At 61.9% G+C, this 12,628-nt stretch carries 12 protein-coding genes; 7 read left to right on the top strand and 5 right to left on the bottom strand.

Features of this window, described 5'->3' with window-relative positions; translation table 11 throughout:
- The first annotated feature begins 32 nt into the window (after positions 1–32).
- Positions 33–458, top strand: coding sequence for a CopD family copper resistance protein (locus tag F3089_RS14550; RefSeq protein WP_151441513.1), 426 nt, complete (start codon positions 33–35; stop codon positions 456–458).
- Between the two features lie 19 nt (positions 459–477).
- On the opposite strand, the gene gdhA is transcribed toward F3089_RS14550, so the two are convergent.
- On the bottom strand, positions 478–1,827 hold the full coding sequence (gene gdhA / locus F3089_RS14555) for an NADP-specific glutamate dehydrogenase (protein ID WP_151441514.1): 1,350 nt from the start codon (positions 1,825–1,827) through the stop codon (positions 478–480).
- A gap of 359 nt (positions 1,828–2,186) precedes the next feature.
- Here gdhA and F3089_RS14560 point away from each other — a divergent pair, with 359 nt between their 5' ends.
- The 4 genes from F3089_RS14560 to tcuB all read left to right on the top strand — a co-directional run bounded on the left by F3089_RS14560 (position 2,187) and on the right by tcuB (position 7,466).
- Positions 2,187–2,705 carry an SRPBCC family protein gene (locus tag F3089_RS14560; RefSeq protein ID WP_151441515.1) on the top strand — a complete coding sequence of 173 codons (519 nt, stop codon included), beginning with the start codon at positions 2,187–2,189 and terminating at the stop codon, positions 2,703–2,705.
- Positions 2,706–2,801: 96 nt separating this feature from the next.
- Entirely contained in the window at positions 2,802–5,078 is a 2,277-nt protein-coding gene (gene metE / locus F3089_RS14565) for a 5-methyltetrahydropteroyltriglutamate--homocysteine S-methyltransferase (protein ID WP_151441517.1), read from the top strand.
- A gap of 28 nt (positions 5,079–5,106) precedes the next feature.
- Positions 5,107–6,417 (top strand): FAD-dependent tricarballylate dehydrogenase TcuA, encoded by a 1,311-nt coding sequence (gene tcuA, locus F3089_RS14570; protein WP_151441518.1) that lies wholly within the window; start codon positions 5,107–5,109, stop codon positions 6,415–6,417.
- Complete coding sequence (tcuB, locus tag F3089_RS14575; protein ID WP_151441520.1) at positions 6,414–7,466, top strand: tricarballylate utilization 4Fe-4S protein TcuB; 1,053 nt, start codon at positions 6,414–6,416, stop codon at positions 7,464–7,466. Before tcuA ends, tcuB begins: the two co-directional genes overlap by 4 nt.
- 22 nt (positions 7,467–7,488) lie before the next feature.
- Here tcuB and F3089_RS14580 read toward each other — a convergent pair whose 3' ends face one another.
- A complete protein-coding gene (locus F3089_RS14580) occupies positions 7,489–8,565 on the bottom strand; it encodes an aspartate aminotransferase family protein (protein WP_151441521.1) in 1,077 nt (358 codons plus the stop codon).
- On the bottom strand, positions 8,562–9,236 hold the full coding sequence (locus F3089_RS14585) for an MOSC domain-containing protein (protein WP_151441523.1): 675 nt from the start codon (positions 9,234–9,236) through the stop codon (positions 8,562–8,564). The genes F3089_RS14580 and F3089_RS14585 overlap by 4 nt, the downstream gene beginning before the upstream one ends.
- Before the next feature lie 53 nt (positions 9,237–9,289).
- Between F3089_RS14585 and F3089_RS14590 the strand changes: the two genes are divergently transcribed.
- Positions 9,290–10,609: an aminotransferase class I/II-fold pyridoxal phosphate-dependent enzyme gene (locus F3089_RS14590; RefSeq protein ID WP_192497399.1), complete on the top strand. Its 1,320-nt coding sequence runs from the start codon at positions 9,290–9,292 to the stop codon at positions 10,607–10,609.
- Here F3089_RS14590 and cobT read toward each other — a convergent pair.
- Together cobT and F3089_RS14600 are read right to left on the bottom strand one after the other, a co-directional pair.
- On the bottom strand, positions 10,606–11,667 hold the full coding sequence (gene cobT, locus F3089_RS14595; protein ID WP_151441525.1) for a nicotinate-nucleotide--dimethylbenzimidazole phosphoribosyltransferase: 1,062 nt from the start codon (positions 11,665–11,667) through the stop codon (positions 10,606–10,608). The two genes, F3089_RS14590 and cobT, sit on opposite strands and share 4 nt — an antisense overlap.
- 139 nt (positions 11,668–11,806) lie before the next feature.
- Positions 11,807–12,178 (bottom strand): DUF488 domain-containing protein, encoded by a 372-nt coding sequence (locus F3089_RS14600; protein ID WP_151441526.1) that lies wholly within the window; start codon positions 12,176–12,178, stop codon positions 11,807–11,809.
- A gap of 128 nt (positions 12,179–12,306) precedes the next feature.
- On the opposite strand from F3089_RS14600, the gene F3089_RS14605 reads away from it, so the two are divergent.
- Positions 12,307–12,615: a carboxymuconolactone decarboxylase family protein gene (locus F3089_RS14605; protein ID WP_151441527.1), complete on the top strand. Its 309-nt coding sequence runs from the start codon at positions 12,307–12,309 to the stop codon at positions 12,613–12,615.
- The last annotated feature ends 13 nt before the right edge of the window (positions 12,616–12,628 follow it).

Below are 12,628 nucleotides of genomic sequence, written 5' to 3' on the forward strand. Positions count from 1 at the left end.
ACTCAAAGCGGAGGGGTCATAAGGTGTATGCGATGAGCCACATCATCCACCTGCTGATGGCGGTGGTCTTCATTGGCACCGTCTTTTTTGAGGTGGTGATGCTGGAGGGCATTCGGGGGCGGGTTCAGGAACGGGCGCTGGTACCGGTTGAGGAGGCCCTGGGCGCCCGGTTACGGCGGATCATGCCGTGGGTGATCCTGTTGCTGTTCGGTTCGGGGCTGGTCATGGCCCACCGGTACAGTGGCGCTCTGGCCGCGCCGGGGGAGTCCGCCTTCGCGTTGCAGTTAAGCGTCAAGATTCTGCTTGCGTTCAGCGTCCTGGGCCACTTCATCACCGCCATGACCCTGATCCGGCGTGGCATGCTGAACGCACGGCGTAACCGCATCATTCACTACAGCGTCTTCGGCCACGTAGTGGTTATAGCGGTGCTGGCCAAGACCATGTTCTACCTGGGATGAATCCTGGCCAGTCGCACGCTCAGATCAGCCCCTGTGCCTCCATGGCCCGCGCGACCCTGAGGAAGGCGGCAATGTTGGCGCCGACCACGTAGTTGCCCGGGGAGCCGAAGGTCTCGGCCGTTTCGAAGCAGTCACGGTGGATATTCGCCATAATCTGCTCCAGCCGGTTCTCGGTGTGCTCAAAGGACCAGGAGTCGCGGCTGGCGTTCTGCTGCATCTCCAGGGCGCTGGTGGCAACACCGCCGGCATTGGCGGCCTTTCCAGGGCCATAAGCGATGCCCGCTTCCCGGAAGACCTGGGCGCCTTCGGGCGTGGTGGGCATGTTCGCGCCCTCGGCAACGGCCCGGCAACCGTTTTCCACCAGGTACCTGGCATCCTTTCCGTTGAGCTCGTTCTGGGTGGCGCAGGGCAGTGCCACGTCACAGGGCACGCGCCAGACGTTGCCATCCTCGACATACCGGGCATTGGGTTTCTCATCGGCGTAGTCGCTGATCCGGCGGCGTTCCACTTCCTTGATGCGCCGGATCCGATCCAGGTCCAACCCCTCCTCATCCACGAGGATGCCGGCGGAATCCGAACAGGCGATCACATGGGCGCCCAGCTGCTGGGCCTTCTGGATGGCGTAGATGGCGACGTTGCCGGAGCCGGACACCACCATTTTCCGGCCATCCAGTGATTCGCCGCGGGCCTTGAGCATTTCCTGCACGAAGAAGACGGTGCCGTAGCCGGTGGCCTCGGTGCGGGCACAGCTGCCGCCCCAGCCCAGCCCCTTGCCGGTGAGCACGCCGGATTCGTAGCGGTTGGTGATGCGCTTGTACTGGCCGAACAGGTAGCCGATCTCGCGCTGGCTCACGCCGATGTCACCGGCGGGAACATCGGTGTATTCACCCAGGTGGCGGTAGAGCTCGGTCATCAGGCTCTGGCAGAAGCGCATGATCTCGGAGTCCGAGCGCCCTTTGGGGTCAAAATCACTGCCGCCCTTGCCGCCGCCAATGGGCAGCCCCGTCAGGGAATTCTTGAAGATCTGCTCGAAGCCCAGGAATTTGATGATGCCCAGGTACACCGAGGGGTGGAAACGCATGCCGCCCTTGTAGGGGCCGAGGGCACTGTTGAACTCCACCCGGAAGGCCCGGTTGATCTGGATCTCGCCCTTATCGTCCTGCCAGGGCACCCGGAAGATGATCTGGCGTTCGGGCTCACAGATGCGCTGGATGATGCGGGAGTCCACGAACTCCGGGTGTTTCACCAGGACGGGGCCGAGGGTTTCCAGGACCTCGTGCACCGCCTGGTGGAACTCTTTCTCACCGGGGTTGCGGTGGAGTACGTCCTGGAAGATGGGTTCCAGCTTCTCGTCAAGATACGCGCTCATGTGGGCTCCTGCTTAGTCGTGGCAATGCATGGATCAGCTTCAATGGAGGGGAAGCCTTCGAATTGACGCCTTCCCGCATCCGCAATAAGATGTATAAAAAATACATGAATAAATAATATCTGACCAGAAACTTTACACGAAACCGGCGGCCATAACGATGATCACCGCGGATCGCACGCCCGGAAGCAGCAGCCCGGCCGCCGGAGCTGGTCGTTCAGGGCGGTCTTGAGCGACGGGCAGTACGGCCCACGACTGCCACCTGATTGCGTTTGATCGGGATCAACCGCTATGGGGTGTGATCAGAGTACGCTGGCCTAGTGTTGGGTGGTCAGCAATAGACAACAGAAGGAAGCAGTTTCATGAGTGATGCAGCGGTAATCCGTACTGAAAGGGCGGCGTTTGAACAGCAGACCGATGGCTGGAAGGTGATGCTGGAAAGGGAACTGGAAACAGCTCCGGCACAGGCCTGGGCCTGGCTGACGGATCCGGACCATCTCCGGCAGTGGCTGGCGCCCGGCGAATTGGATCTGAAGCCCGGTGGGCGGGTCCGCATCGAGTTTGAGATGAGTGGGGAGCCCATTGATTCGCATATCATCGAGCTCGAGCCGGAACGCCATCTCACCTATTCCTGGAGTAACGGCGATGCGCCGCGCCGACCCCTGCGCTGGGATCTGGAGCCGACTGGTGGCGGGACACGGCTCACCCTGACCATCGGGCTTCTGCCCGAAGACCAGATCGCCATCAGCGCGGCGGGCTGGGATGCCCATCTCCAGATGCTGGAAGCGGCAGTGGCCGGTGTCCCCATCAGTTTCCCGGTAGCCCGTTTCAAGGAATCCCGGGGCCAGTTTGAAGAGGCGCTCAGCGACTCCGTATCATGAACTGAATTCAACAGTAATAGATAAAAGATCAATTTTATGAATGGTTTTCACCTGTCACCATAAGGCCAATACGCTGAAATACAGGAGAACAGGATCATGGTGACAACCCACAACCTCGGCTTTCCAAGGATTGGCACAAAGCGGGACCTCAAGGCCGCACTCGAAGGCTTCTGGGCCGGTGAGATCAGCGAATCCGAGCTGACACGGCGCAGTGCCGATCTACGCCGTCGCCACTGGCAGCTCCAGGCCGGTCTGCACCAGGTGCCGGTGGGTGATTTCTCCTGGTACGACCATGTACTGGACACCAGCGTCATGCTTGGCCACATTCCGCCCCGGGTCAGCGAGCTTGGCGGCAGCGCCACCGACCAGTACTTCCGTCTTGCCCGTGGCCGTTCGGCGGTGGACCAGGGCGAGAGCGTGGTGGATGCCGGCGAGATGACCAAGTGGTTCGACACCAACTACCACTACATCGTGCCGGAATTCACCCGTGAAAGCCGCTTCAGTCCGGATGCCAGTGCGCTGGTTGGGCAGCTGCGCGAGGCCCGTGAACAGGAGCACAACCCCAAACCGGTGCTGGTGGGGCCGGTCACCTACCTCTGGCTGGGCAAAAGCAAGGACGACAGCGAGCGGCTGGACCATCTGCCGGCGCTGGTCGAGGCCTATCAGGCCATTCTTGCTGAGCTGGCCGAGGCGGGTGCGGACTGGGTGCAGATCGACGAGCCCATCCTGGTCATGGATCTGCCCGCTGAATGGCGCAATGCCCTGGAAACCGCCTACCACGGGCTGGCCAAGGCCCCGGTGCGGCTGCTTCTGACCACCTATTTCGGGCACCTTGGTGACAATCGTGATCTGGCCTGTGCTCTGCCGGTGGCCGGCCTGCATCTGGATGCCGTTCGCGGTTCGGATGATGTGGAGCCGGTCATGTCGGCGCTCCCGGCGGACCGGGTGCTGTCACTGGGCGTGGTGGATGGCCGCAACGTCTGGAAGGCGGATCTGCAGGCCCTGATGGACTGGCTGGAACCGATACACGCGGCCCTCAGCGACCGCCTCTGGATCGCGCCTGCCTGCTCGCTGCTGCATGTGCCCATGGATCTGGACCTGGAGCCGGATCTGGATGACGAGCTGCGCAGCTGGCTGGCCTTTGCGGTGCAGAAGCTGGAGGAGCTCCGGGTTCTGGAGAAGGGCCTCAACAAGGGCCGCAACGCCATTACGGCGGAGCTGGCCGCCAACCGCGAATGCCTGGACAGCCGCCGGCGCTCCCAGCGGGTGCGTAACCCGGCGGTGCGCGAGGCGGTGGCCGGCGTCGATGCGCGCATGGGGGATCGTCAGTCGCCGTACGCGGAGCGGGCTGAAGCACAGCAGCGTCATCTGCAGCTGCCACCCTTCCCGACCACCACCATCGGCTCCTTTCCCCAGACCCGGGCCATCCGTCGCGCCCGGCTGGATTACCGTAGGGGCCGCCTGTCTGAAGAGACGTATCACGAAGCCATGCAGGAGGCCATCCGGGGGTGCATACGGGAACAGGAGAACCTGGGTCTGGACGTGCTGGTCCACGGCGAGGCCGAGCGCAATGACATGGTGGAATATTTCGGCGAGCTGATGGACGGCTTCGCCTTCACCCGCCATGGCTGGGTGCAGTCCTACGGCTCACGCTGCGTGAAGCCGCCCATCATCTACGGGGACGTGGACAGGCCCTCGCCCATGACCGTGGACTGGATCCGCTACGCCCAGTCGCTGACCGACAGACCGGTGAAGGGCATGCTCACCGGCCCGGTGACGCTGCTCAACTGGTCCTTTGTGCGCGATGACCAGTCCGGCGCGGAAACCGCCAACCAGCTCGCGTTAGCTGTTCGCAAAGAGGTCCAGGACCTGGAGGCGGCGGGCATCCGCGTCATCCAGATCGATGAGGCGGCACTGCGCGAGGGGCTGCCCCTGCGGCGTTCCGAGTGGGAGCAGTACCTGGACTGGGCGATCAGCGCCTTCCGGGTCGCGGCCAACGGGGTGGCGGATGAGACCCAGATCCACACCCACATGTGCTATTCGGAGTTCAACGACATCATGCCGGCGATTGCCCGCATGGATGTGGACGTGATCACCATCGAGACCTCGCGTTCGGACATGGAACTGCTGGATGCCTTTGACGCCTTCGAGTACCCGAATGAAATCGGGCCCGGCGTCTACGACATCCACTCGCCCAACATTCCGTCCGAGGACCGCATGGTGGACCTCCTGAAGGAGGCCGCGAAGCGCATTCCGCCGGAACGGCTCTGGGTGAACCCGGATTGCGGGCTCAAGACCCGCAACTGGGAAGAGGTGACGCCGGCGCTGGAGGCGATGGTGAATGCGGCCAGGGCTATGAGAAGCGCTGGTTGACCCCAGGGGGCACCCGGATGGTGGCTGCATGAATACGTGGACCGTTCTGGTCATAGGTTCCGGTATGGCAGGGCTGTGCGCCGCATTGGAGGCCCGTCTTTACGGGGCCGATGTGGCGCTGGTGGATGCCGCACCGCCAGAGCGTTTCGGGGGCAATGCGCGGCATGCCCGTAATTTCCGGGTTGTTCATGATCACCCGCTTCCCTGGGTTCCCGATCGGTATCCGGCGGCGGAACTGGCGGAAGAGCTCGCTGGAGTGGGCGGTATGGCAGCTGGTCCGGTGTTCGAACAGTGGGCGCTTCAGTCAGGGCCGCTTGTTGAATGGCTGGCCGGGCAGGGCGTCCGTTACCAGCATCCGGATTCCAGTAATCGACGCTATTCGCGCCGCACTGCCTTCCTTCTGGGCGGGGGCCAGGCAATGGTGGGTGTTCTGCGAGGCCGGCTTGAGGCACTGCAAGTACCGGTACGGACCTCGACCCGCGTCATCGCCATGCCTCGTCATACAGGGCCTGGGCAGCCGGTATGCCTGGAAGGGCCGGAAGGCCAGCAGTGGGTGCATCCCGGGGCCGTCGTGGCGGCGGCCGGAGGTTGCCAATGGAACCAGGATTGGCTTGCCCAGGCGTACCCCCAGGCCGGCGGCGGCATACTGTGCCGAGGTACCCCTGAAAACCGTGGTGAGCTGCTGACAACCCTGCATAACCGTGGGGCGCTGAGCTCGGGGCGGCCTGATACGGGGCATATGGTCGTGGTCGATGCCCGTGGCCCTGCGGTGGATGGCGGTATTGTGACGCGCCTGGACCGGCTGGACCTGGGGCTGGTGGTGGACGCTGAAGGTCGGTGCCTGGATCCGGACGTGGCTCCCTCGTCACCTTCACGCTATGCCGTTTGGGGGCAGTGCATTGCCCAATGCCGCAATGGCCGTGCCTGGCTGCTTCTGGATGAGGCCGGCCGCACCCGTATGCCGCCGACGCTGTATAAGCCATTGCGGGTGGCCAGTGTTACGGAGCTGGCTCTCCACACCGGCCTGCCTGAAAACCGTTTACGGCAGGCACTGGAGCAGCGCTTCAACGGCGTGCCGCAGCCGTTGCACCTGTACCCATTGGCGGCTGGCGTGACCTTCGCCGCCCATGGTGTGGCGGTGGATGCGGATGCCCGTGTAAGGCTGCCGGAAGAACCCGGGCAGGGCCTGTTTGCGGCCGGGACCCTGATGGCGCCGACCCTTCTGGGTACGGGGTATCTGGCCGGTGCGGGTCTGAGCATCGCCGGTGTTTTCGGCCGGATTGCGGGTGCTTCCGCAGCACGCCATGTTCAGAACGCATCGGTGGTAGAGTCGGTATGAACCCGGAAGCCGCACGCGCACTCCATATCTGCAATGTCTGCCGTTACTGCAGCGACCTTTGCCCGGTTTTTGAGGCAGGGCCATTGCGGCCCGACATGACCGACGGGGATGTCGCCTACCTCGCAAACCTCTGCCACAACTGCCAGGCCTGCTATTACTCGTGCCAGTACGCGCCGCCCCATGAACTGGTCGTGAACCTGCCCGCTGCATTGTCCGAGGCCCGGGAAGCAGGCCGCCAACACTACAGCGGAACAGCGTGGCTGGGGCGGGAAGGGCTATGGGTCTGGGGTATAACGCTGCTGATACCCCTGCTCATGCTGGTACAGGTGCCGTGGGACAGGCTCTTTGCCGTGCACCGGGGTCCTGGTGCCTTCTATGAACTCATTCCCTGGGGCTGGATGACCCTGGTCGCGACACTGGCGCTCGCGAGGGCGGTCTTTGTCCTGGCACGGGGAGGGTACCGCTTCTGGCGTGACAGTGCGGGGCCGGAAGTGGCTTCCCAACCCTTGAGAGAAGGGCCGCTGATCCGGGATCTGGTGAGTCTCAGGCATCTTGGCGGCGGTGATGGCGCTGGCTGCCATGACCGTGATGGTCAGACCGGGCATGCCCGCCGCATTGCGCACCAGGTTCTGGTTGCCGGTTTTGCGCTGTGTTTTGTGGCCACCAGCGTTGGGACCCTGTACCACCATGTTTTCGACTGGATTGCCCCTTACCCGGTCATGTCCGTTCCGGGTGTTTCCGGGACCCTGGGAGGACTCATGATCACTGGGGGTGGCGCGTTCATGTTATGGCTTCACTACACCCGTGATGACAGGCCGAGGGCAAAGGCGCCCGATTCCCGCTCCCGGCTGCTGGTCCAACTGCTCATGGTGGTGGCGCTGACCGGGCTCATCCTGCAGGCGCTCCGTGAGACACCTGCTATGGGTCTGCTCCTTGGCCTTCATCTGGGCGCGGTACTCGCCTTCTTCCTCGTGCTCCCGCAGGGTAAATCGGCTCATGCGGTCTATCGTCTTCTTGCACTCATCCGCTTTCACAGGGAGCGGCGCTGAAAGGGCAAGCCGGCTGTGTTTTCTAGACATGACGGCAGGCGTCCTGGAAGACGTCCAGGGCGTTCTGGAGCTGCTCGTGTCGGACGATCAGAGGTGGCAACCAACGAATGATGTTGCCGTGCATCCCGCAGCCCAAGAGCAGGACACCCTGCTCCTCACACAGCGCTAGAATCCGTTGCGCACGCTCCGGACTGGGATCGCCATTGGCATCCACAATATTCACGGCCTGCATCAGTCCAACGCCGCGGACATCCTTGATGCCCGCCCATTGGCCAGCGAAGGACTGGAGTGCTCTGTTTAGGAATTCGCCGGCCTCACGGGCGTGCTCCACGAGGTTCTCGTGTTCGATAACGTCCAGTGTTGCCAGCGCGGCGGCGCAGGCCACTACATTACCGCCATAAGTGCCTCCCTGGGAGCCTGGCCAGCCCTTGGCCATAAGGTCTCTGGATGCGCCGAGCATGGATAGCGGCATTCCGCTGGCGAGCCCTTTGGCGGATACCAGGATATCCGGGATGACACCCGAGGGCGTGTGCGCCCAGTAGGTCCCGGTGCGACCATTGCCACACTGGACTTCGTCAAATATCAGAAGGATGCCGTGACGGTCACAGCGCTCCCGCAGTCCCTGGAGGAAAGCCCGGGATGCCGGAACGAATCCGGATTCACCCTGGACCGGCTCAATGATAATGGCTGCGGTCTCATCCGGTGTACTGCGTGTCATCAGTATCCGATCGAGAGCCTTGAGACAGAACTCCGTGGTCTGCCCTTCAGACCATCCATACCAGTAGGGGTCGGGGTAGGGCGCGGTTACCGTACCCCCCATCATTGGCTGGACACCGCGCCTAACCTTCGCGCTGGACGAGGTCAGTGAGAGTGCCCCCATGGTACGACCATGGAATGCGCCCTCGAATGCGATGATATTGGTCTTTCCCGATGCCTGTCGTGCGAGCCGGATGGCTGCTTCGACCGCCTCGCGCCGCGGGCTGCACGGACTCTTGTTGATTGCTGTAGCAGTGGTGAAAGTGCATCGTTCTGCGGTTGCATGCTGGTTCTCCGGAGTGGTGAATCGATGGGCGGATGTTGGGGGTGCTGGCGGTTTTATTTTTTACCGTTCGCTGCTCGTTGGCGAGCGAGATCCCGCCAGCTGTTACTGAGCAGTGTCAGGCCCGCCACAGCTTCAAGGGTTGGTGGGTGCGGGCGGTCCTGGAGAAGAACCCGAAAGAGACGTGACAGCGGCCATTCCGGATGGGGGCGCTCGCGTAGTTCAAGGGTGTCGCCGGTCGCAACAATGCCCGGGGTCAGTACCCGGTAGTACCACCCGGTGCGGCCAGTTTCCGTAACCCGGCGAGCCATGTCACGCACGCCAAACCGCTCGTTCAATCGCCAGCAGGGGCGCCGTGCCTGGGAAACCTGCAGCAATGCGTCGCCCACGGCCCAAGTGTCGCCAATACAGACATCGTCTTCCGTAAGGCCGCTGACGACGAGGTTCTCACCGAATGCACCCGGTTGCGCCAATGGTTCAACTGAGCCAATCGCATCCCTCCAGAACGGGTAATGGTCGAGGCAGTACTGATGCACTGCTTTTTCTGTACCACCGTGGTGTTTCCTGTCGCCCTGAGCGTCGCCCATGAACCCGGTCGATGTGAGCTCCGCCTGTGTAACGGGATTTTTGCGAATTCCTGTGGGCACACGTTTGGCGCCGAGCTCGGTAAGTCCTCCGGTCAGAAGCTGTTGAACGAGAGCCTGTAGCGGCTGGGATGAGTGGGGTGTCATTGCGGGTACCGACTAATTTGACATAATAACCTATGCCATTTATAAATAATGACATGGTAAAAAACTATCTTAGGGGTCATACGGCTGTCAATATTGCGACCAGTATTGAGCAAGCCATCCGATCCGGGAAACTCGGTGCGAATGATGGGCTACCCTCGGTGCGTGAAGCCGCACAGACGCTTGGTGTGAACCGCAATACGGTTTCTCGGGCTTACGCAATGCTGCGTGAACGTGGCTGGGTCTACGGCCGTGGTCGGGGTGGTACCCGGATTGTGCCCATGGCTACCGAGGCTGACATGTTGTATGAACCCGGCACTTCAGCAGGTACTGTCGATCTGGCTTCAGGCAATATTGATCCGGCACTGTTGCCGTCACTGGATGCAGTCGTGGCATCAATGTCGTGGCTGCAAACCGGTTACGACAGAGCCGGAGAGGACCCCCAACTGATGGATCAGTTCAGGGCAATTCTTGCACACGAGGGCATTCCGGCTGAGGCGCTTGTACTGGGGCACAGCGCTCTGGATCTTATTGAGCGCGCTCTGCGTCCTCGGTTGCCCGCCGCAGGCGCACGCGTGCTGGTTGAGGACCCTGGTTGGCCTCCTCTGCTGACGCTGCTGCGTTCACTTGGTTTCACCCCTGAACCTGTGAAAAATGATGAACACGGCGTTGACCCGGATGCGTTAGCCCGTCAGCTTGCTCCGGATGTGTGCGCCCTGGTGCTTACGCCGCGTGCGCAGAATCCAACCGGGGTTGATCTTCCCGCTGAACGTCTGGCGCATATCCAGCGATTGATTGGCAGTCTGCCGGAGATCCTGCTTGTTCTGGACGACCATTGGGGGCCGCTTTCCCTGGCGCCACCTCCGACTCTCGCGCTGGATCAGGGGAGTTGGATCCTGGTCCGGTCGGTCTCCAAGTTTCTGGGGCCGGATCTGCGGCTTGCCGCGGCCGTTGGCGATCGGGAGACGATTGACAGGATTGCGCGCCAGTTCAGTCTCGGACCACGCTGGATAAGCCGGATTGTGCAACGTATTGCCTCCGTGCTTCTGGGAGACGAGCAGACATTCAGGCATCTTGAGCGGGCAAAACTGATCTATGCACAGCGCCGGGAGGCGCTGGCGGGGGCTCTGCGCCACCGGGGAGTGCCGGTTGTCGAAGGCTCGGGTATCAATCTGTGGGTTCCAGTTCGGGATGAAGCCGCCATGGTGGAATGCATGGCGAACAGGGGCTATGCCATACAGGCTGGCCAGCCTTTCCGGCTGCGTACTGGCCCCGGGGTGCGTCTGAGCGTGGGCAGCCTCGATAGAGGGCAGGCCGACACGGTTGCGCAGACGCTGGTCGACTGTATGAGGGGGCCAGTATCACCAATGGTTTAACCACCTTCGGTGACGCCAGCCTCCCCAAAGGTGGCCATCCGGGAATGAAGGGCACAGGCCGCTTTCAGAACGGGAATGGCCATGGCTGCGCCTGTACCCTCGCCCAGGCGCATGCCCATGTCCAGGATGGGCGTGGCCTCAAGTGCCTCCAGCAGCAGGCGGTGGCCGGACTCTCCCGAGCAGTGACCGAAATGGAGCCAGGGGTAGAGAGAGGGATTCATCCGGAGGGCGGCCAGTACCGCCGTGGAGGCGATGAATCCGTCAACCAGAACCGGAATGCCACGACGGGCAGCACCAATGAATGAGCCGGCCATGGCCGCAATCTCAAATCCGCCCAGTGAAGCCAGTACGGCAAAGGGAGTGCCGTCGTTGCCGTGTCGCTCCAGTGCCTGTTCAATGAAACGTGTCTTCCGTGCAACTCCTGCGGTGTCCAGGCCGCTCCCGCGTCCCGTTATTGCCCTTGCCGGCTGGTCGAGAAGGGCGGCGGCCACGGCCGAGGTTGCCGAGGTGTTCCCAATGCCCATTTCACCCGCAATGTAAAGGTCCGCGCCGCTCTGGTGGGCGCGCCGGGCCGCCTCGTCACCGATGGCGAGGGCCTCCTCAAGCTGAACTCCGGTCATGGCCGGTTCGTGGCGTATATTGCCGGTGCCGGCTGCAATGGGTGAACGGATAAGCGCCGGGTGGTCCGGGAAGGGCGTTGCCACCCCGGTGTCGATCACCTCAAGGTGGGCGCCGAACTCATCCGCAAGAACGCTGATACCTGCGCCACCACCCAGGAAATTGTTGATCATCTGGGCGGTGACCTCCTTCGCCATCAGAGAGACGCCATCGTTGGCAATGCCGTGGTCGGCGGCGAATACCGAGATCCATGGATGGCTAAGGGAGGGGAACGGGCGGTTCTGCTGGGCACTCAGGCGACAGGCGATGACCTCTAATTGGCCAAGTGACCCCGGGGGTTTGGTCAGGAGATCCTGTCGCTTAAGGGCTTCCCCATGCTGATGACAAGAGGGCGTTTCAATGGGCTGTTGCCAAAACGGTATGGATCCGGGCCGATGCATACAGAGTCTTCCCTTTTGGATGTGGTTTCCCTCGGGGATAGTGACTCTCTCATGAGAGGGCACTGTTATGCCTGCGAATCGGTCAAGTTGGATCACTGCACTTGTTACTGGAGAGGCCTGATTCCAGTTCAGAGACCGGTCAGGTTTTTCCTTCTCCCAATTTTTCCAGCAACACCTCCCGGATGACCCGGGCCTGGTTGTGCTCGCGGTCCCGGGCGCTGAAGATCAGTGTGACCGGTCCGCGCTGGCAGTAGTCGAGCAGTTTCGAGAGTGTTTCGGGTGCCTGCGCCAGTTCCTCGCGGTACATGCGGCAGAACTCTGGCCAACGTTCCGGGTCATGGCCGAACCATTTGCGCAGTTCAGTGGACGGCGCGATATCCTTTGCCCACCACTCCAATTGTGCGTCCGTCTTGCGCACGCCCCGTGGCCAGACGCGATCCACCAGGATCCGTGCACCATCCCGGTCTTCCGCCGGATCCTGAATGCGCTTGAGAAGAATGCTGTCAGTCATTTTTTATCCTGTTGATATATATCAAAAAAATATTGGAATAAACTTTGTTGTCTAATATCACAATCCTAAATTAAAGTCAGTTGTACTCACCAGTTGAGTTTGACCTTCGGAAAAAGAGGCTTGATCCCATGAGTGAAAGAAAACCAGGGCAGCGGCGTGATGGATTGACACACGAAACGGAACAGGCATGGCGGGCGTTCAGCCGTTCGGTATTCCAGGACGGAGCTCTGGATGCGCGGACCAAACAGCTTATTGCCGTGGCGGTAGCCCATGTTACCCAATGCCCTGACTGTATTGAGGGACATGTAAAAGCAGCAGCACGTGAGGAGGCTACGGAGCAGCAGATTATGGAGGCGATCTGGGTAGCCGCCGAGATGCGCGCTGGTGGCGCCGTGGCTCATGCACGCCGGGCATTTGATGCGTTGGATCCGGAGTAGCATGATCCACAGA

It is taken from the genome of Halospina sp. K52047b, from assembly GCF_008709855.1.
GTDB lineage: Bacteria > Pseudomonadota > Gammaproteobacteria > Pseudomonadales > Oleiphilaceae > Halospina > Halospina utahensis_B.

What these genes read in the sequence shown, in the direction of transcription:
- F3089_RS14550 (WP_151441513.1), top strand. Translation starts at nt 33, where the DNA reads ATGAGCCACATCATCCACCTGCTGATGGCGGTGGTCTTCATTGGCACC.
- gdhA (WP_151441514.1), bottom strand. Translation starts at nt 1,827, where the DNA reads ATGAGCGCGTATCTTGACGAGAAGCTGGAACCCATCTTCCAGGACGTA.
- F3089_RS14560 (WP_151441515.1), top strand. Translation starts at nt 2,187, where the DNA reads ATGAGTGATGCAGCGGTAATCCGTACTGAAAGGGCGGCGTTTGAACAG.
- metE (WP_151441517.1), top strand. Translation starts at nt 2,802, where the DNA reads ATGGTGACAACCCACAACCTCGGCTTTCCAAGGATTGGCACAAAGCGG.
- tcuA (WP_151441518.1), top strand. Translation starts at nt 5,107, where the DNA reads ATGAATACGTGGACCGTTCTGGTCATAGGTTCCGGTATGGCAGGGCTG.
- tcuB (WP_151441520.1), top strand. Translation starts at nt 6,414, where the DNA reads ATGAACCCGGAAGCCGCACGCGCACTCCATATCTGCAATGTCTGCCGT.
- F3089_RS14585 (WP_151441523.1), bottom strand. Translation starts at nt 9,236, where the DNA reads ATGACACCCCACTCATCCCAGCCGCTACAGGCTCTCGTTCAACAGCTT.
- F3089_RS14590 (WP_192497399.1), top strand. Translation starts at nt 9,290, where the DNA reads ATGGTAAAAAACTATCTTAGGGGTCATACGGCTGTCAATATTGCGACC.
- cobT (WP_151441525.1), bottom strand. Translation starts at nt 11,667, where the DNA reads ATGCATCGGCCCGGATCCATACCGTTTTGGCAACAGCCCATTGAAACG.
- F3089_RS14600 (WP_151441526.1), bottom strand. Translation starts at nt 12,178, where the DNA reads ATGACTGACAGCATTCTTCTCAAGCGCATTCAGGATCCGGCGGAAGAC.
- F3089_RS14605 (WP_151441527.1), top strand. Translation starts at nt 12,307, where the DNA reads ATGAGTGAAAGAAAACCAGGGCAGCGGCGTGATGGATTGACACACGAA.